The organism is Pseudoalteromonas luteoviolacea DSM 6061 (assembly GCF_001625655.1).
Taxonomy (GTDB): Bacteria; Pseudomonadota; Gammaproteobacteria; order Enterobacterales; family Alteromonadaceae; genus Pseudoalteromonas; species Pseudoalteromonas luteoviolacea.
This window is the reverse complement of the sequence record NZ_AUYB01000125.1, coordinates 73,744-93,103: the sequence shown is the minus strand read 5'-3', so window position 1 is coordinate 93,103 and position 19,360 is coordinate 73,744. Positions and strand designations below refer to the sequence as shown.

Sequence of the window (19,360 nt, the reverse complement as noted above, 5' to 3'; positions counted from 1 at the left end):
TTGCTCTTAGTGCAGATGATTGTATCTTATGAAAAATATTTTTGTAGCAAAAATATTACGAGGCGTTGATAAAATGAAGAAAAGGGCAGTAACGTTGACTGTTACTGCCCGAAGAGACTAGGTTAAGCAGAGTTTGAAGCAGATAAGTTTTCTTCAAGGTCCTTCGCTGCATTTGGGTCATTAAATACGTTGTAATTCAATTCATTTTCGGATTTCGCTACAACACAGGTCACCATACAATCTCCCGTAACGTTAACCGCAGTACGGGTCATGTCTAGTAGTCTGTCTACACCCATAATGATGGCAATACCTTCAACAGGCAGACCCACTTGGTTGGGGACCATTGCGAGCATAATCAAACCGACACCGGGAACACCTGCCGTGCCAACAGATGCTAAAGTTGCTGTTAAAATGACCATTAAGTAATCGCTCAGTGTCAGGTCAACTGCAAATACTTGTGCGATGAAAACAGTGGCAACACCTTGCATAATAGCTGTGCCATCCATATTAATCGTCGCACCAAGCGGAACAGTGAAAGAGGCTACTGTATTATTAGCACCCAGCTTCTTTGTAGCCGTTTCTAATGTGACAGGCATAGTTGCACTAGAACTTGATGTACTGAACGCGAACATACATGCATCTTTCATTTTAGCTAGGAATTTGACAGGACTTAGACCCGTTAAAACTTTTAGCATAATTGAGTAGTTGACTAGTGCGTGGAAGAAAAGAGCTGCGACAACTACTAAGAAATATTTACCAAGCTCAACTATTAAACGCATTTCAATATCGGTAAATAATTTTGCCATCAAACAAAATACACCGTAAGGCGCTAGATTCATAAGTAGTGTTACAAGCTTCAAAATGACAGTGTTCAAGTCATCAAAGACAAGGGCAACGCGTTTACCAGCATCTCCGCTAAGCGCCATTGCAATGCCAAATAATAGTGCAAATACAATTACCTGTAACATATTGCCATTAGCCATTGCATCGATTGGGTTAGTTGGGAACATACCAATGATTACTTGTGCTAATGTCGGTGCTTCCTTGGCATCGAAGCTAGCTGTCGTTGGCATATCTACACCCGCACCAGGACTTACTAATAGCGCTAATGAAATAGCAACAGTGATAGCAATGGCAGTGGTTGTTAAATAAAGCAAGATTGACTTACCACCTAATCGACCGAGCTTTTTGGGGTCGCTTAGACTACATGTACCACATACTAGTGAAATGAAAACGAGTGGCACCACCAACATTTTTAAACTAGCAATAAATATCTGCCCGCCTACATGAAATAGGCCGTCAACAAACAAGCCTCTAATTGGTAAATCAAATAAGCCAAGCGGAATTAAAAACTCGGGCTCACCACCGAGTATACCTTGAAATGCAAAGCCCACACCGATACCCGCGAGCATGGCAAACATGATGCGGGTTGTTAGGCTAATTTTATTATTATCAGTCATAGTTTTGGAGACGCCCTAAAACTTCTTGTTGTTAAAATGGTTATAGCCTAACAGGCTGGGTCGAAATGAACAAAAAAAAATGCGCAACACTACGAAAAAATTGTGATTTTTTGCCAAGCTTTGGGTTAACATTATGCAAATAACTCTAATTTAAAATTGTGCGAGGGAGAACTACGGATGTTTTCAATGCGTTGGTTTAGCACCATATTTATGATATTCCTTCTAACCGCCTGTGGTGGTGGAGGTTCGATAGACCGAGACTCTTCCGGAGATGGCGGTGGCGATAACACTGATGATTATGCATTGGAATTGAGCCTAGAATCTCAAAGTGGTACATCCGAGCTGAGTGTCAGCAACCCAATTCAAGTTCAAGCCAAAGTAACCAAAGACGGCCAAATTCAAGTAGATAAACTCGTTAAATTTGTTGGAGATGAGTTCTCTGAATTTAATGGCGCAGAGTCTGCTTTGACCAACAGTCAAGGTATTGCGGTAGTTGGTATAGTGGCAAATAGTAATGCAGGTGCTGGTACTATACAGGCCTCTATAGATGTGAACGGTGAAACTATATCAAAAAGCATTGAATATGCAGCTGCTGGTGATGGCGGGATTCAAATTGCTCTCACGATGAAGGACAGCTCTGGCAATGATATCAATACTCAAAACCCGCTTGCAGGTGAACTACCTGCAACAGTAATGGCGACGTTGACAGACAATGGGCAACCTATCTCTGATAAAATCATTACGTTTACTTTCGATGAGCTTCTAAGCACAAGCAGTAACGGTAAAATTGTCACCAATAATAACGGGCAAGCAAGCTTTACAGTCAATGCGACACAGCAGACTGGCGCAGGCGATATTACTGCACAATATGAAGAGACGACTCAAACCCTAGCGTACGTGTCCGATGGGTACGAATTCTTTGGTCTAGAGGTATACGAATTATTGGTATTAGGGTTCAATGCACAAGGACAAGAAACAAGTGAACTTTCGTTTAATACCCCTATATCTATCAGAGCCTCTTTAACGCTAAATGGCAAAGCAGTCGCAGATGCTCCATTGACGTTTGAAGTTGATAAGGCATTGCTGAGCTCTACTACAAACGTACTAAAAACGAATAGCGAAGGCACCGTAACCGTCGCTTTGTTAGAGAATAATATTTCTGGAACCGGCAGTGTCACAGCGAACTATACGACCGATAATGATCAAGAGTTAAGTCGAACCTTCACGTTTAACAGTGCAGGTGATGGCGGACTACAAATGACGCTGACCGTTAAGGATGATTCAGATAATGCAATCAGCATTGACAACCCAATCGATGCAGATAAACCTGGACGAGTTGAGATAACAGTAACAAACAATAACAACCCAGTTGCCAACGGTATAGTTAAGGTAACCAATGGTGGAAAGGCGGTTACTGTTCCATCTGATGGGGAAGTGGAGACGCAGGCTGACGGTAAGGCTAAATTAGATCTTATTGCTATTCAGGCGACTGGTTTGGCTGAAATCATGGCGACATTCACAGACCCAACAACGGGTGCGACGGTATCCCAGAGCTACATTTACCATACTGATGGTGACCCTGACTACACTCCATCAGCATTTGGATTAACGATTTCAGGTAAGAATTCAAGTGGTGTAGAAACAAATGAACTCTCAGGTAACTCGCCTTTAACTATAGAAGCGACTTTACTTCAAAACGGTTTGGCATTTAGTAATCAGAGAGTGCAATTCACTGTAAACTCTTTCGGCACACTCGATCCCACATCGGGTTCAGTGCTCACTAATGCGCAAGGCGTAGCCACTATTATTTTGCGAGATAACTCTGTAAAAGGAGCTGGTACCATTACAGCAACATTTACTTCCTCTAGTGGTGAAACTGTTTCTCGAAACTTTAATTTTGAAAGTGCTGGCGACGGTGGTTTGTTATTAGTAATTGACTCGATAAAAGATCAATCAAATAACGATATTAATGTAAACAACCAAATTTCTAGGACAAATCCTGGAACCGTAATTGCGTCGCTGACACAAGATGGCTCGCCGGTACCAAATGCATTAGTTACATTCACAGTTGACAATGTTGCAACGATGAATCCTCAAAGTGGGCGCGCTGAAACAAATGCATTAGGTCAAGCTCAAGTAGGGCTTTTGGCTACAACGGTAAGTGGTGTTGGACAAGTTTATGCCGAATATGAGGGCTTGCGTACGAATGACGTGATATTCCACTCAGTAGGTGATGCCGTCGTTAACGATGGTAATTATAGCTTTGATATTCGACTGCTTACTGGCTGTAATGAGGGATGGGATGCTGTCAGAAATGACCCTGAGAATGAAATTGATCCTGTTGCTGGTGGGTGTACAGAAGTGACCAGCGTTGATTCAAGTGTGATCCCTGAATTGTTTATTAAACTAGGAAAAATCACCAGCGATGGCAAAGAAATAGATAATCAAATAATTGAAGTAGTGAGCGATAAAGGTCAGGTTTTACCTAATTCAGGTAAAGTTCTCACGGATGTAAATGGCATTGCTTTGTTAAAGCTGCAACCTGGAGATAGCGATGGTGCTGGTACTGTCACTGTCTCGTTTGATGGTGAAACCGCTGCAGAAAACTTTACGGTGGGTATCCAAGAACTGTACCTTCAATTGACTGCCAATTTACCCGCGTCGACCACGCCAGGTCAGACACTACCTGAGTTAGAGTCAGGCGACAGTTTCATTATTACAGCTAAAGTTTTCACCCAAAGTGATTTCGCAGAAAGTTCACTTTATACACAACCTGTTGATGTTGGTTTTTCCTCTGTTTGTGTAAGTCAACAGCCTAGTGACCCATTAGCTTCGCTGGATAACCCTGTACGTACTCAAAGAGGTGTTGCAAGTTCAACATACAGGGCGAGCGGCTGTAAAGGCAGTGATACGATTACGGCGAGTATTTCAGCTGCCGATCCTGCCTCTTATAATTTCTTCGTAAATGATGCTCCGGTGCAATCTTTAAAATATGTCAGCGCAAGCAACCGTTTTATAGGTTTACCTCCTGCAACGGGTAGCGTTGCAGTGACCTCTGAAATTACGTTTGAGTTGATAGACACTGATAACCGACCGTTAATGCAAAAACAGGTGGAATTTAGGTTTGCAGATTTAACCGGCAGAGCAGATTTAACCACGTATAAAGGTAACACCGATGGTGATGGTCAAGTTAAGACACTCATTGAAGGAGGAGTTATACCTGGTGCGTTAGTTGTAGAAGCGTGTTATCTGCCAGACGATAAAATAGCGGAAGCGGCGCTGAATAATCAGTTCCCTACGTGTTGGCAGTCTAAAATCACGCAATGTGCAGCTGATCCAACGTTGAAATTCTGTGAGTTACCTGATGGTATTACCAGTTTCTCCTTAATTCCTGGTGATGAACAAGTAAATGCTGTTTCGTCTGGCGTAATTTTATCGTCTGGCGTACCTGATCAAGATAGTTTTGATGCCGCGCCCGCTACGACAATTCTTAATGCACAAAACTATGTTGGTGTATTTACTAATATTAGCGTCTTTTTTGGCGATCAGTTTAATCAATTAACAAGAGATGACCTTGCTGCAAACGTGCTGGCAGAGAGTGGCGTTGTTGGTAACATCGATGGCACTGGTGGCGCGGAAACTTATCAATGTTTTGCAGAACGTGGTGTGTGTCAGGTGCAATGGCGTGCACAAGGTACTTTGCCATTTACCGAAGATAAGTGGGAAAACAAGATAAGTGATGTTTGCGACACTTACCAAGGTCAACCAGTACCATGTATTGGCGATTTCCCCACTCAAGTAGATTTACCTGGTGGTGGTACTCGAACAGTTGTAAGAGGGGCACGTGTGACAATTTTGGCTTCGACCAAAGGTCAGGAGAACTTCCACGATAAACCTTCATCTGACACAGTAACTAGAACAAACGGTATTTTTGATATTGGTGAGTTCCAGCCGCTTAATGACGATTTGCCAGAAGCCTTTATTGATTTCAACCAAAACGGGGTTTTTGACTCTGTAGAATGTGATGCCAGCAATGGTGTTGAAAATGACCCTTGTGAACCAACGCTAAGTAATGGTGGACACAACGAAACTTTCTTAGATGCAAATAACAATGGGTTATATGATGGGGTTCCTGCTGATCCAACCACTGGGATATACAACGGGTTACTTTGTGGAGAAGCAGCAGAGACAGCTGGTGCGTGTAGTAAGGATTTAGTTGATATTCGCAAACAGTTCGAAATTGTCGCATCAAGTGATGTTGTATATGCGCGATTTGTCGTAAATAAATCGCACATTTCTGGTGCTGATTGCGTTAACCCGCCTGGTGTTGTAGACGGAAACAATGTTTTGATGCCTGTTGCAGGGTTGCTTGGATTAGAGGCAACAGAAAGTGCAGACTATTGTGATATCAATGAAATTGTACTGAGCGATTTTGATGGTGATGGCAACAATGAAACAGAGCAAGTAACTGTTGAGATTTATTATTCAGATCTGTATGGAAATAGTTTGCCAGAAGGCACAACAGTCAATATCACGACTGAAAATGGCTTGACTACTGTTCAGGAGTTAGTTGGCACGGTGTACGCAAGTGGCGGTGTCGAGAGAGGGAAAGCCGTCGTTCGTGTCACGCCAGAAAACGCTGCTAACAACCTTACTGAAGGAAACTTAATTGTAACGTTTACAATCCCAGATCCATTGAATGATGGGGAAACGATTGTGCGGACAAAGACTATAACTATTCGAGATAATGGTTAAATTTGAATAAACAAAAGGGCCTTTTTTAGGGCCCTTTTTTATTAACGCTTGAATTTCCTCACATATCCGCTATATTCGCCTTTTTAACAAGTCCAGATAAGCAGTTGAATAAATTTAGAGCAAAAATTGCTTAATTAATCACTGTTCAGATAAAAGTTGGAATGAAAAGCTTGTAACAATAGGTGTTTGTGGATATACCTATAAATAATAACGCCCAATAGGGCACAACAGACAGAATTAGTCAAAATAGGCAAATATGGGCAAATCGCTAGTAATCGTAGAGTCTCCCGCAAAGGCCAAAACTATTAATAAGTATTTGGGAAAAGACTACATTGTTAAATCCAGTGTAGGTCATGTTCGTGATCTACCAACGTCAGGGGCTGGTAAAACCAAAGGCGTTGCAACCAAATCTCCGGCTGAAGTTCGCAAAATGTCGCCAGAAGAAAAAGCGGCATATCGTAAGCAAAAAGACTACGCCAATTTAGTTGCAAGAATGGGGATCGACCCGGAAAAAGGGTGGGAGCCACATTATGAAGTGCTACCAGGTAAAGAAAAAGTTGTTCAAGAGCTGACTAAGCTAGCGCAAGATGCAGATCATATCTATCTCGCAACCGATTTGGATAGAGAGGGAGAAGCAATTGCATGGCACCTTGAAGAGATCATTGGCGGCGATGCATCAAAGTATAAACGTGTAGTCTTTAACGAGATAACCAAAAATGCGATCACCCAAGCGTTTGAGGCACCGGGCCAGTTAAATACTGATATGGTGTATGCGCAGCAAGCTAGACGATTCCTAGACCGTGTTGTTGGCTTTATGGTATCACCATTATTGTGGCAAAAAGTCGCAAGAGGTTTGTCGGCAGGTCGTGTGCAATCCGTAGCTGTGAGGCTGTTAGTTGAACGTGAAAGAGAAATCAAAGCATTTATCCCTGAAGAGTTTTGGGACATTCACGCAGACACTAAGCTAGCAACGACAGATGTGCGCTTTGCCGTTACTAAATATCAAGGCCAAGCATTTAAGCCTGTTAACGAACAGCAAGCTTTGCAGGCGGTTGCAGATATCGAAAAGGCAAGTCTCTCAGTTGTTAAAGTTGAAGAGAAGCCGAGTAAAAGCAAGCCAAGTGCTCCTTTTATTACGTCAACGATGCAACAAGCTGCAAGTACGCGACTTGGCTATGGCGTGAAGAAGACAATGATGCTCGCACAGCGCCTATATGAAGCTGGTTACATCACTTATATGCGTACAGATTCAACCAATTTATCAAATGATGCGGTTGAAATGTGTAGAGACTACATTCAAGGTAATTTTGGTGACAAGTACTTGCCTGAAGCGCCTATCAAGTATAGCGCTAAGGGCAATGCTCAAGAAGCGCACGAAGCAATCAGACCCTCTGATGTAAATGTTCTTTCAGGTCACGTTGAAGGGGTTGATGCTGATGCGAAGAAGCTATATGAGCTAATTTGGCGTCAGTTTGTTGCGTGTCAAATGACACCAGCAGAATATGATTTGACCAATATTACTGTTGGCGCGAATGATTACACCCTCAAAGCACGTGGTCGTGTATTACGCTTCGATGGTTGGACTAAAGTGCAACCAGCTGTGCGTAAGAAGAGTGAAGAAGAGCAAGCGCTACCAGCCGTGTCGGTTGGTGATAATGTTGATTTGGTGACTTTAGATCCTAAACAACACTTTACCAAGCCACCAGCAAGGTTCAGCGAAGCTAGCTTAGTAAAAGAATTAGAAAAGCGTGGCATCGGTCGCCCTTCAACTTATGCTGCAATTATTTCTACGATTCAGGAACGTGGCTACGTTCGAGTAGAGAATAGACGTTTCTTTGCCGAGAAAATGGGAGAAATCGTTACAGATAGGCTTGTTGAGAACTTCAATGACCTGATGAACTTTGATTTTACCGCTAAGATGGAAGGCCGCCTTGATGATATCGCTGAGGGCGAGCGCGAGTGGACTCAAGTTTTAGATAAGTTTTATGCAGATTTCTCTGGGCAACTAGAGTTAGCTGGAAAAGAAGAAGCCGATGGTGGGATGCGCCAAAACGTGATGGTCGAAACAGATATTGACTGTACAACGTGTGGCAGAAAAATGGGCATTCGTACAGCATCGACTGGCGTTTTCCTTGGTTGTACTGGATATAGTCTCCCTCCGAAAGAGCGCTGTACTACAACCATGAACTTAATCTCTGGTGATGAAGCTATTGATACGGATGCTGAAGATGCAGAGACGGAAAGTCTAAGACAGAAGAAGCGTTGTCCTAAGTGTGAAACCGCCATGGATTCGTACTTGATTGACGAAACTCGCAAAATACATGTTTGTGGTAACAACCCAGCATGTGACGGATACATTGTTGAGCAGGGCACATTTAAGATTAAAGGCTATGATGGCCCAGTTATTGAGTGTGATAAATGTAGTTCTGACATGCAGCTTAAATCTGGCCGCTTTGGTAAATATTTTGGGTGTACTAATGAAGATTGTAAGAATACCCGTAAGCTACTGAAAAGTGGTGAGCCTGCGCCACCGAAAGAGGACCCGGTTCCACTTCCTGAATTAGAGTGTGAAAAATCAGAAGCACACTTTGTATTAAGAGATGGTGCCTCTGGAATTTTCTTAGCTGCACACACGTTCCCTAAATCTCGAGAGACAAGGGCGCCAAAAGTTGCAGAGTTGAAACGATTTAGAGATCGCATTTCTCCTAAGTTTTATTACTTAGCAGACGCTCCAGAAAAAGACAGCGATGGTAATTTGGCAGTAGTGAGATATTCTCGCAAAACTAAATCTCAATATGTCATGACGGAAGTTGACGGCAAGGCTACAGGCTGGAAGGCAACATACGTTGAAGGAAAATGGGTCGAAGAAGAGAAAAAGCGTAAAAAATAGCATCAAGGGCCAGCATTAGCTGGCCTTTTTATTTTGTAGTATTATTGTCGTACTCAATCATTACACTCACATTTGATTTTTATTCTCTTCCGTGAAACCTGTTTAACTTCAAGCATATCCGATAGTGTATTTCCGCTTTGCAGGCGCAATACAAATGTAGTTTATACGGGGACGCTTATTGTTGACACGCAAATCCTCCGGCTCTATTCTAACGACCATTGTATTACTTGAGTAATACACTCATGTATCTGCAGCTTTAATTTAATAAAAGCTGTTGATTTTAATAAGGAAACCATTAATGAATAAGTACGGCAACCCGCTCTTTAAGCTGATTCGGTTTGGCTTAATTCCACTTGCCATCGCGTGTTCCGGCCTCTCGAATGCAAAACAAAACAATAACTTACTCACACCTTGTTATGTTGACGGCCTCGAAGACAGGCTAATGTGTGGCTCTATAGAGCAACCACTGTCAAAAAAAGAAAACAATGAATCAATCGAAATTCATTTTGCAGTGATCCCTGCAATCAAAGAAACAAAGCCAACTGAGGCTGTACTTGCTTTTGCTGGTGGCCCCGGTCAATCTGCAATTGAAGTCGCAGCAATATTCGCACGTAACCTTCGTTATGCGAGAGAGAATCGAGATATTATCTTGGTAGACCAAAGGGGGACGGGTAAATCTCAGTTACTTCAATGCGACGCAGACAGTTTAGAAGAGCAGTTTGCTTTCAATGATCAGGCTGTCTCGCTTTTTAAACTGGCAGAAGAAGAAACAGAAGCCTGCAAACGCAAACTTAAGATAGATTTATCCCATTTTACAACTGTTGCTGCGGCCAGTGATTTTGAAGCGGTAAGAATTGCATTGGGTTATGAGACACTTCATCTGTACGGTGCCTCTTATGGTACTCGCATCGCTCAAGAGTATATGCGTCAATACCCAAACTCCGTAGCAACGGCAGTATTAGACGGTGTTGTGCCAATGCAGCAAAGTTTAGTGGCAATTGGAGAGGCAATTGATGATTCTCTCGACGCGTTATTTCAACGATGTGCTGAAGATACAACCTGTAAATTACAATACCCTAGCTTATCGAGTGACTATCATGAGCTAATTAATAAGCTACAAGAATCACCTGTAAAGGTATCCGTAAGGCATCCACGTACTTTTGAAGCAATAGATCTTACGCTTACTGAGAGCAAATTGCGTGGCGTTATTCGCATGGCTTTGTATGGCCATACGAGCAGAGCGCTTGTTCCTTTGGTGATTGACTCTGCATACAAGGGTAATTATATCCCCTTGGTTGGTTTGTTGGGGAATGAAAATACCTTCGGGGCCATTGCTATGGGAATGCACAGCGCGATTACGTGCGGTGAAGATTGGCCGAATTTAAGTAAAGAAAATAGACAAGAATTTAGCCAATCATACTTTGGGCGACTGATGATTGAGTCGTTGGATGCAAGTTGCCCCCTGTGGCAAGTTAAGCCTGTAGATCCAGCTTTTTACCAACCTCTCAAAACAGATACTCCAGTCTTACTCTTGTCAGGAGGGTTAGATCCAGCAACACCACCAAGTTGGGCTGAACTTGCAATGGTAGCTATGGGCAATGCAAAACACTTAGTGGCTCCCACAGCCACACATGGTGTTGCATCGCAGACCTGTGCAAATAAAATAATTGGTCAGTTTATTGATTCAGCTAGTGTTGAAGAACTTAATGCTGAGTGCCTTAACAAAGACAACACAAAGCAGTATTTCATGAACATAAATGGCCCTGTGGTAAGCCAAAGTAGTAGCGAGGAGCTGTGATGATAGAAGTTACTGAACTGAGAAAAACCATCGCTAATGTTCAAGCCTTGAATGGCCTTAGCTTTAAAGCTGAAAATGGCAAGATTACCGGCTTACTCGGTCCTAATGGCGCTGGTAAAACGACGTGTTTGCGAACTGTATTTGGCTTGCTTCAAGCCGACAGTGGGGAAGCCAAAATAGATGATGTGAATGTAGCAGTCGATCCTATGTCGGCAAAACAGCAGCTGGGTTTATTCCCTGATCCGTGCGGATTGTATGAACGCCTTACACCAAGAGAGTATGTTCAGTTTTTTGCCCAGTTAAGTGGAATGAGTGTTCAAGATGCCAAATCAGCAACACAAAACGTGCTGAATAAACTGCAAATGAATGATATTGCAGACCGAAAGTGCCAAGGCTTTTCGCAAGGGCAGAGAATGAAAACAGCGCTTGCCCAAGCAATTGTACACAAGCCAACAAATATTATTTTGGACGAGCCGACTCGTGGACTAGACGTGATGAGCACAAGAATTTTAAGAGACTTATTACTGATGTTAAAGGAGCAGGGTCACTGCGTTTTATTCTCAAGCCATGTTATGCAAGAAGTTGCGGCTCTGTGTGATCACGTTGTGGTTATGGTAAAAGGCAAGGTTGTTGCCGAAGGGTCTCCACAGGAGCTCTGTGACAAGACTCAAAAAGACTCGCTGGAAGAAGCATTTATTACTTTGATCGGATCTGATGAAGGATTGGCTGCATGATGAACTTAATCAGAATTCTCTATAAAAAAGAAATGCTAGACGCAAGTCGAGATAAGCGCTCTGTTATGGCTGGGTTGTACTATGCCATTGGCGCTCCTATCGTCATGTGTTTGTTGTTTACGGTGCTGCTAAAGCAATTGAGCTCCCCTGAGGCGCTGGAGATTACCATTGAAAACGCAAATGGAGCGCCGAACCTAGTTAGGTATTTAGAGGGGCAGGACATTAGCCATGGTGAATCGAGTGGTGTTAAGGCGATAACGCTCGTTATCAGTGAGCAGTATCCGGTTCATATGTCTGAGGGCAAAAGTGCAGAGGTAATCATTATTGCAGATAAGTCTGACAATAAGCTGATCAAGTCAGTGCGTCGACTTGAAGCAGCACTTGCACGATATAATTCGGAAGTCGCAGGCTTACGTTTAATCTCAAGAGGTATAGATCCAAGTATTATGCGAGCTGTTAGTGTTCAAACCCAAGATCAGGCAACACCTGACTCAAAAGGTGGTATGTTTTTAGGGATAGCGACACTTTCTATTATCATTGCTCTCTTTTATTCTGCTATGAATCTTGCAATTGATACAAGTGCTGGAGAAAGAGAGCGTAACTCGCTGGCTTTATTATTAAGTCACCCACTTAGTAGTACGCAGATTGTTTTGGCGAAAGTTGCCGCCATTGCCAGCTACTCAATGATTGGACTAGTCCTTGTGCTGGTGGTCTCCAAGTTTGCGTATGGTATGGTGCCATGGGAGCAACTTGGGTTTAGTATCAATATTGATATAATGTTTATATTATTTTGCACGTTAATTGGTCTGCCGATTGCGCTTATGTCTGCCAGTTTATTGGTATTCGTTTCGTTTATGGCCAAGTCTTTTAAAGAAGCGCAGTCTTATGTTGCATTTGTACTTTTTGTCCCGATTGGGCTAAGCATGATGACCACTTATGACATTGGGACCGATTATGTACAGTGGATCCCAATAGCTGCTCAGCAATACGCAATGATAGAAGTCATTAAAGGTAATGAGCTGCCGTTGTTGCAGGTTTTATTGTCTTCATTTAGTACGCTTGGTTTATTTGCTATTTTTGCTGCGTTGAGTAGTAGAATGCTGAAAAGTGAAAAAGTGGTTTTCGGTTTGTAAATCGCTTTAACCGGGCCAGCGAGTTTCAATCTGACTGGCCCTCATAAATTAATAGCCGCTTCAATCAAGCCTTTACGACACAATTCCTTCCACTATTTTTTGCTTGATAAAGTGCGACATCCAATCTGCTGTAGATTTTATCCAAGTTATTCAGATGATTTTGGTAGGTAAGTATCGAAAAGCTGGCTGTGACTTGCAAAGTTTTACCATCGTCACTTGTAATAGCAAGCGCACTGAGGCTTTCACGGAATTCGTTCACCTGATTATAAAGTTCGCCATCACATATATTGGGAACAAATAACATAAACTCTTCACCTCCAAATCTAGCAAATAACGTGGAGTTTGAAAAAAATTGACTGACTAATTCGGCTGTTTTTTCCAAAACAAGATCACCTGTAGGGTGACCGTAGAGATCATTTACTTGTTTAAAATGGTCTAAATCGAACAGTACTAAGCCATGCTTTTTCCCAAGGGTAGGTGCTAATGCTCGAGTTACCCGATTGACAAAAGCACTGCGATTTAATGCGCCTGTTAAGCTATCATGTTGCGCTCGATACTTATGTTTGTTGTAACCCCTTAAACTTAAAAACAACAGTATAAGAGAAAAAACAATAATAATAGCATGGTAGTGTTGTCTTTCTTCTAAACGTGAAATACGTTGCTGTTGCAAGTGGTTGCTTTTTTCTAGTCTAACGTTTTTTAGTTGCTGTGCTGTTACTTCTAGTTCAGTTTCTAATGCGATCATTGCTTGCATGCTTTTTTGCGAGTTAAGCTGCTCTTTTTCAGAAATTAGCTGGGTACTGTATTGATAGGCTTGCTTGAAGTTATCTTGTTTCGCAGTAAGTTCCGACATCAACTCTAGGCTGCGAATAAGGTGCGCTTTGTCATTTACGCTAGAGGCTAAATCATGGGCGATTTTCGCCTGAATTAGCGCGTTCTCAATTTCCCCAAGGGCTTGCATATTCTCGGCAGCATGAATTCGAATGTCTGTAATCAGGTTTATATTATCAGTCACACTGATCAGTGATAGGGCAGAATTAATCGCATCAGTTGCTTTTGTTGTTTGCTTTAAATTGGTATAGACCTTAGCTTTTTGTACTAATGTATATGCCTTACGGTAGGCGTTGTCGAACTTAACATACACATCATAGGCCTGATTAAGCCAATTGAGTGCATCGTCATAATGATGCGCACGGTTTGCAACGATTCCCAGATTAAGCATCGTTAACGCTACTTTATATTGATTGCTTTGTTGCCTTCTTAAAAGTAGTGATTTTTTTAAGTACTTTGTTGCGTCAGTATAGTTCCCCAAATCTAGGTATGTTAAAGCTAAATTATTGTAATATGGTGCTTTATTAGCTTCATATAGTGTGTTAGCTATGGCTTTTTGATACATTTCAATGGCCAATGCGTGGTCGCCATTAAAATTGGCATTGAGCGCCTTTACGTTGTGTAAAGAGTTGGCACCCCAAAATGGCATTGTCATTTGCTGTACGTTGCGCTCTACTTCTTTAATATGATGGTCAAGCTGAACATAGTTGGCTAGGGAGATTTTAACGTTAATGTAGAACAGCTCAACAGTTGCAATCACCGCTGGCTCTTCCAGTTCATAGGCCTTGGCTATTGCTTGTTTAAATTCACTCATTGTTTCGTTATAAAGGTTTTCATGAGCAACGATAAGCCCAGAAGCGATATGCTGTAATACCTGATCGTACAAGTTGTCAGAATAATGAAGTGTGTGTTGTAACGATGCACTTTGCTTTAAAGCAATTGAAGTTCTTGCCAATGTTGCGCCCACATAGATGCGTTCAGAACTTGGAGGAAGAGAATCAACTTGCTGTTGTAAAAACTGGAAAGCCAATTGTGTGTCTTCTGCACGCAACTTATCATAAACCTGTTGCCAGTTACTTCCTGTTGTTACTGAAGCTGAGATGAGAAAAGGCATGCTAAGGAAAAGCAATAGGACAACTAAAATGCGCAAAAAACTCAAACCTAAAGAGTAAATAATTGCACATAATAACATAATAGGCAGTCGATTTTACAGCCAATTAGTTGTTATGATTTGTAACCGAGAAGGTGCTGAAAAAACGCCAGCAGGGCTGGCGTTTTTTAATATGGTTTAGACAAGATCTTCTTGAGTGTCTGTCTGATCTTTTCTGTGATGATCCGCAATCTCTTTAGCGAGTTCTTGCTTGGAGCGCTTTTCAGTGAATTTACGTGTTGTAAGCCAATAGAAAAACAGGGGAACGAAGAATACTGCAAGGAACGTTGCAGCCATCATACCACCCATAACACCTGTGCCCACACTGTGCCTTGCACCGGCGCCTGCGCCGGAGCTTAGCACTAGTGGTACAACACCAAGAATAAACGCAAGAGAAGTCATAATGATCGGTCTAAATCTCAATCGTGCAGCTTCAAGCGCAGCAGTGCTAGCACTCCAGCCTTGTTGATGCTTCATCAGGGCATACTCAACGATTAATATTGCATTTTTACTTGCTAATCCAAGTAATGTAACAAGTCCAATTTGAAAGTAAACATCGTTGGTAAGCCCAGCTACCCAAATGGAAACCAAAGCACCAAAAGTACCAAACGGCAGAGCCAGTAATACCGAAATAGGGAGTGACCAACGCTCGTAAAGTGCTGCGAGAATTAAAAATACCATCACAACAGCAAGCCCAAGCGCTAAACCTGTAGTGCCGGTGCTGCGCTTTTCTTGGAATGCTGACGCAGTCCATTCAAAGGTCATATCAGGTGGTAATACTTCTGCAGCAATACGTTCAATCTCCGCAATCGCTTGACCAGAGCTATAGCCTGGCGCTGCATTGCCCATCAGCTTAACTGCCGACAAGTTATTGTAGCGGTGCAAACTTTCGGGTCCTCTTGCAAACTCTATGTCTGTAAAGGCTGAAATAGGTACCATGTCTCCTTGATTGTTCTTCACATAAATACGGCCAACATCTTGGGGTGTCATTCTGAACTGAGCTTCGGCAGATAAAATAACTTGCCACGAGCGACCAAACTTATTGAAGTCGTTGACGTAGTAGTTCCCCAAATTAGCTGCTAACGCATTAAATGCAGAATTAATGTTGACCCCCATAGCGCGTGCTTGCTCTCTGTCCATGTGAACTTCAAGTTGCGGAGCATCCGGTCGCCAAAGGGTTTGCAATCCGCCTAAAACTGGGCTCTGTTGAGCTGCGTTCATCATTAGTTGCATACCTTGCTTGAGTTTTTCAGGATCGGCACCTGTTTTGCTCTGCAAATAGAATTCAAAGCCACCTGTGGTGCCTAAACCAAATATTGCCGGAGGGTTAAATGCTAATACTAAAGCTTCATTAATATGGGCTGTTTTCATAAACAGCTCGCCTACCAAAGACTTGGTATCTACTTCACGCTCATCCCAGTGAGTTTGTGTGATAAATAATGTTGCGGCGTTGTTTTTATAGCCACCACCCAAAAAGTCGAAACCAGTAAACGCCACAACGTTTTCGTTGGCTGGATTGGATTGTGCAGCTTCTACAACTTGCTTTGTGACTTCCGTTGTTCTTTCTAAAGAAGTTCCATCAGGTAGAAATACAGCACTGATATAAAAACCTTGGTCTTCATCTGGAACGAGAGAGCCAGGTGTTTTTTGCCATAGGAAAACCGTAGCACCAATCATTGCTGACATCAGAATAAAGCCAAGAGCACCACGACGGATCATGAAGCTTACTGAACCAACATACTTGCCAGTTACTCTAGTGAACCAGTCATTGAACCATAAGAAAAAGCGAGCAGTTTGTTTGTCTTCATGTTTCAAGATCAGTACACACAAAGCGGGTGTCATTGTCAGTGCAACCACACCTGATAGGCTCACAGAGATAGAAATTGTGATTGCAAATTGACGAAATAGCTCGCCTGTTAGCCCGCCTAAAAAGGCAATTGGAATAAACACTGAACACAGAACAAGCACAATCGCGACAACTGGGCCGCTGACTTCTTCCATGGCTTTATATGCAGCTTCTCGTGCACTGACGTGCTGCTCATGCATTATGCGCTCGACGTTTTCTAGTACAACGATGGCATCATCGACAACAATACCAATGGATAAAACCATACCGAAGAGGGTTAAAGTGTTGATGGAATACCCAAGCATATATAGCCCAGCAAACGTGCCTAGCAGAGAGACCGGAACGGCTAGTGTGGGAATAAGGGTTGCACGCCAATTTTGCAAAAACAAATACACAACGAGGAATACGAGCACCATTGCCTCGCCGAGTGTGATTAGTACTTCTCTAATCGAAACTTCTACAAATCGCGTTGTATCATAAGAATTTAAGTGAGCTAATCCCTGTGGGAATTGTGTTTTAAGCGTTGCTATTTCAGCTTCTACTTCTTTGGCTACATCCAGCGCATTTGCACCAGGTTGGAGGAATATACCAAGCAGTACAGCGTCCTTACCATTAATTGTACCGTTGAAGTTGTAATCTTTTGAACCTAGCTCAACGCGTGCGATATCTTTAAGCCTTAAAGTAGAGCCATCTGTATTAGCACGAATGATGATATTTTCAAACTCTTCTGGCGTTGATAAGCGCCCCTGTGCTGTTACGCTATATACTAATTCTTGTGGGCTTGAAGAAGTCGGTGTAGCGCCAATGCTACCCGCGGCATATTGTGAGTTTTGCTCACGAATTGAGCTGGTAACTTCTTCCACAGTTACTTGTAACTGACTCATGATATCTGGACGAAGCCAGATCCGCATTGCGTAGTCTCTCGCACCAAATATCTGGACATTAGTTGTACCAGGTATACGCTTGATATTATCAAGAATATTCATGGTTACGTAATTGGAAGTCCATAAACTGGAGCGGCTGTTATCTGGCGAATAAAAAGCATGTACCTGCAAAAAGCTTGAAGAGCCTTTGGCAACAATGACGCCTTGTCTACGCGTTTCTTCTGGTAACCTAGCCTCGACCTGCTTAACACGATTATTTACATCCACGGCAGCCTGATCTACATCAGTGCCAATTTCGAAAGTTACCGTAATCGTTGTCGCACCAGAGCTGCTGCTTATGGACTCCATATACATCATGCCTTCAACACCTGTGATGGCGTTTTCAATCGGCGCGGCAACCGTTTGCTCTAATACATCGGCTGATGCACCAGGATACACAGCCGTAACTTGTACTTGTGGCGGTGAAATTTCTGGGTACTGAGCAACGGGCAGGGTACGCATTGCTGCTAAGCCCGCCAGTACAATCACAATTGAGATTACAAAGGCAAAAATAGGCCTATCTATAAAGTATTTAGAGAACATAGAGCTTATTCTCCTTCAGCTGCTACGTTAACTGGCATACCGGGAAAGAAAATTCGCGCCATTCCTTCAACAATGACTGGTTGCTGTGGTTGTAAGCCTGAACGTATTACCCACATGTTTTCTCCGTTAAGCTTGACCCATTCACCGACTTGAACAGGGGCTGGTAACGCAACCATCATGCCTTTTTCATTTTTAGTTGCAACGTAGACAAACTTGCCTGTACCGTTGTCTAATACTGCACGTTGAGGCACCACGATAGCTTGGTTTCGTACAGCACCACTAAGTCGAATACGAACAAACTGACCTGGTCTTAATTCACCATTTGGGTTAGTAATTCTAGCTTGAAGTTCAGAAGTTCCCGTGAAACGGTTTACTCTTATATCCGAGAAATCAACTTTACCTTTTTCAGAGTACACAGAACCATCTTGTAAAATAATGGTTGCGTCAAAGTAGTTGTTGGCGGGTAGGGTGAGTGTTCCGGATTCAACATCTTTACGCATAGCCAACTGTTCGCGTTCTGAGAAACCAAATCGTGCGCGCATGTTGCTCGTATCGGTTAATTCTGTAAGCAAAACAGTTGGTCCTGAAACATAACTACCTTGAGACTCGCGTTCTCGACCAATAATGCCTGATACTGGCGCTTTTACTTGTGCGTACTCTAAATCTAATTGTGCTTCATTTAGAGCAACTTTGGCAGACTCTAGATTAGCCAGCGCAATGTCATAAGCTGATACCGCATTATCAAAGTCGCGCTTTGAAACGGAACGTTCATCTTTAAGTTTTTCTAATCGGTCTCTTTCTCGTTTGGCTTGTTTTACATTGGCTTCTGCTGCGTGTAGATCGGCCTGGGCTTTTTCTAACTCAAGCTGGAAAGGTTTTAATTCAATAGTAAAAAGAGACTGACCGGCTGTGATATATTGACCTTCGTCAAAATTTCTAGATTCTATTAGTCCAGATACTCTGGCCCTGATCTCTACCTCTTTGTCACCCAGTAATGTGGCCGGTAACTCAATATTAAAAGGTACGCTTTGTGTCGTCACATTAGTGACGCTTACTTTAGCTGGCTGCATACCAAACCCAGCTTGCTGTTGAGGTGCTTCCGAGCAAGCACTGATTATGCCAGCTGACAGCAATGCAAGTGAAAGGTGTTTAAGTCTGCGTTTTAATGATGCTGGATACATGAACACTCCAAATCCTATTTTATATCGTGCTTTCTAAACTAAACAGCAGAAGACGACGCGCCTTCGTTCAGTTTAGCGTACTGCCTTGTATAAACTAGTTCACTGAGCGTGATTTA

At 42.6% G+C, this 19,360-nt stretch carries 9 protein-coding genes; 5 read left to right on the top strand and 4 right to left on the bottom strand.

Going from position 1 to position 19,360, the window contains the following annotated elements; translation table 11 throughout:
• Positions 1-122 precede the first annotated feature (122 nt).
• Positions 123-1,460 carry a dicarboxylate/amino acid:cation symporter gene (locus N475_RS18345; RefSeq protein ID WP_063365758.1) on the bottom strand — a complete coding sequence of 446 codons (1,338 nt, stop codon included), beginning with the start codon at positions 1,458-1,460 and terminating at the stop codon, positions 123-125.
• 186 nt (positions 1,461-1,646) lie between these two features.
• On the opposite strand from N475_RS18345, the gene N475_RS18340 reads away from it, so the two are divergent.
• The 5 genes from N475_RS18340 to N475_RS18320 all read left to right on the top strand — a co-directional run bounded on the left by N475_RS18340 (position 1,647) and on the right by N475_RS18320 (position 12,770).
• Positions 1,647-6,215 carry an Ig-like domain-containing protein gene (locus N475_RS18340; protein ID WP_155732603.1) on the top strand — a complete coding sequence of 1,523 codons (4,569 nt, stop codon included), beginning with the start codon at positions 1,647-1,649 and terminating at the stop codon, positions 6,213-6,215.
• A 256-nt stretch (positions 6,216-6,471) separates the two neighbouring features.
• Positions 6,472-9,105: a type I DNA topoisomerase gene (gene topA, locus N475_RS18335; RefSeq protein ID WP_063355963.1), complete on the top strand. Its 2,634-nt coding sequence runs from the start codon at positions 6,472-6,474 to the stop codon at positions 9,103-9,105.
• A 298-nt stretch (positions 9,106-9,403) separates the two neighbouring features.
• The gene (locus tag N475_RS18330) at positions 9,404-10,903 is read left to right on the top strand and encodes an alpha/beta hydrolase (RefSeq protein ID WP_063355962.1); all 1,500 of its coding nucleotides are present in this window, start codon (positions 9,404-9,406) and stop codon (positions 10,901-10,903) included.
• Positions 10,903-11,637 carry an ABC transporter ATP-binding protein gene (locus N475_RS18325; protein ID WP_063355961.1) on the top strand — a complete coding sequence of 245 codons (735 nt, stop codon included), beginning with the start codon at positions 10,903-10,905 and terminating at the stop codon, positions 11,635-11,637. The genes N475_RS18330 and N475_RS18325 overlap by 1 nt, the downstream gene beginning before the upstream one ends.
• Positions 11,634-12,770, top strand: coding sequence for an ABC transporter permease (locus N475_RS18320; protein WP_063365756.1), 1,137 nt, complete (start codon positions 11,634-11,636; stop codon positions 12,768-12,770). The genes N475_RS18325 and N475_RS18320 overlap by 4 nt, the downstream gene beginning before the upstream one ends.
• Before the next feature lie 64 nt (positions 12,771-12,834).
• Here the strand turns inward: N475_RS18320 and N475_RS18315 are convergent, their stop codons facing one another.
• From N475_RS18315 to N475_RS18305, 3 genes are all read right to left on the bottom strand, one after another.
• Positions 12,835-14,715 (bottom strand): GGDEF domain-containing protein, encoded by a 1,881-nt coding sequence (locus N475_RS18315; protein ID WP_162269610.1) that lies wholly within the window; start codon positions 14,713-14,715, stop codon positions 12,835-12,837.
• 174 nt (positions 14,716-14,889) lie between these two features.
• Positions 14,890-18,063 carry an efflux RND transporter permease subunit gene (locus N475_RS18310; protein ID WP_063355958.1) on the bottom strand — a complete coding sequence of 1,058 codons (3,174 nt, stop codon included), beginning with the start codon at positions 18,061-18,063 and terminating at the stop codon, positions 14,890-14,892.
• Between the two features lie 5 nt (positions 18,064-18,068).
• Positions 18,069-19,244: an efflux RND transporter periplasmic adaptor subunit gene (locus tag N475_RS18305; protein WP_063355957.1), complete on the bottom strand. Its 1,176-nt coding sequence runs from the start codon at positions 19,242-19,244 to the stop codon at positions 18,069-18,071.
• Positions 19,245-19,360 lie beyond the last annotated feature (116 nt).

Excerpts from the sequence above, each read along its gene's own strand:
- N475_RS18345 (WP_063365758.1), bottom strand. The coding sequence starts at position 1,460 with ATGACTGATAATAATAAAATTAGCCTAACAACCCGCATCATGTTTGCC.
- N475_RS18340 (WP_155732603.1), top strand. The coding sequence starts at position 1,647 with ATGCGTTGGTTTAGCACCATATTTATGATATTCCTTCTAACCGCCTGT.
- topA (WP_063355963.1), top strand. The coding sequence starts at position 6,472 with ATGGGCAAATCGCTAGTAATCGTAGAGTCTCCCGCAAAGGCCAAAACT.
- N475_RS18330 (WP_063355962.1), top strand. The coding sequence starts at position 9,404 with ATGAATAAGTACGGCAACCCGCTCTTTAAGCTGATTCGGTTTGGCTTA.
- N475_RS18325 (WP_063355961.1), top strand. The coding sequence starts at position 10,903 with ATGATAGAAGTTACTGAACTGAGAAAAACCATCGCTAATGTTCAAGCC.
- N475_RS18320 (WP_063365756.1), top strand. The coding sequence starts at position 11,634 with ATGATGAACTTAATCAGAATTCTCTATAAAAAAGAAATGCTAGACGCA.
- N475_RS18315 (WP_162269610.1), bottom strand. The coding sequence starts at position 14,715 with ATGCCTTTTCTCATCTCAGCTTCAGTAACAACAGGAAGTAACTGGCAA.
- N475_RS18310 (WP_063355958.1), bottom strand. The coding sequence starts at position 18,063 with ATGTTCTCTAAATACTTTATAGATAGGCCTATTTTTGCCTTTGTAATC.
- N475_RS18305 (WP_063355957.1), bottom strand. The coding sequence starts at position 19,244 with ATGTATCCAGCATCATTAAAACGCAGACTTAAACACCTTTCACTTGCA.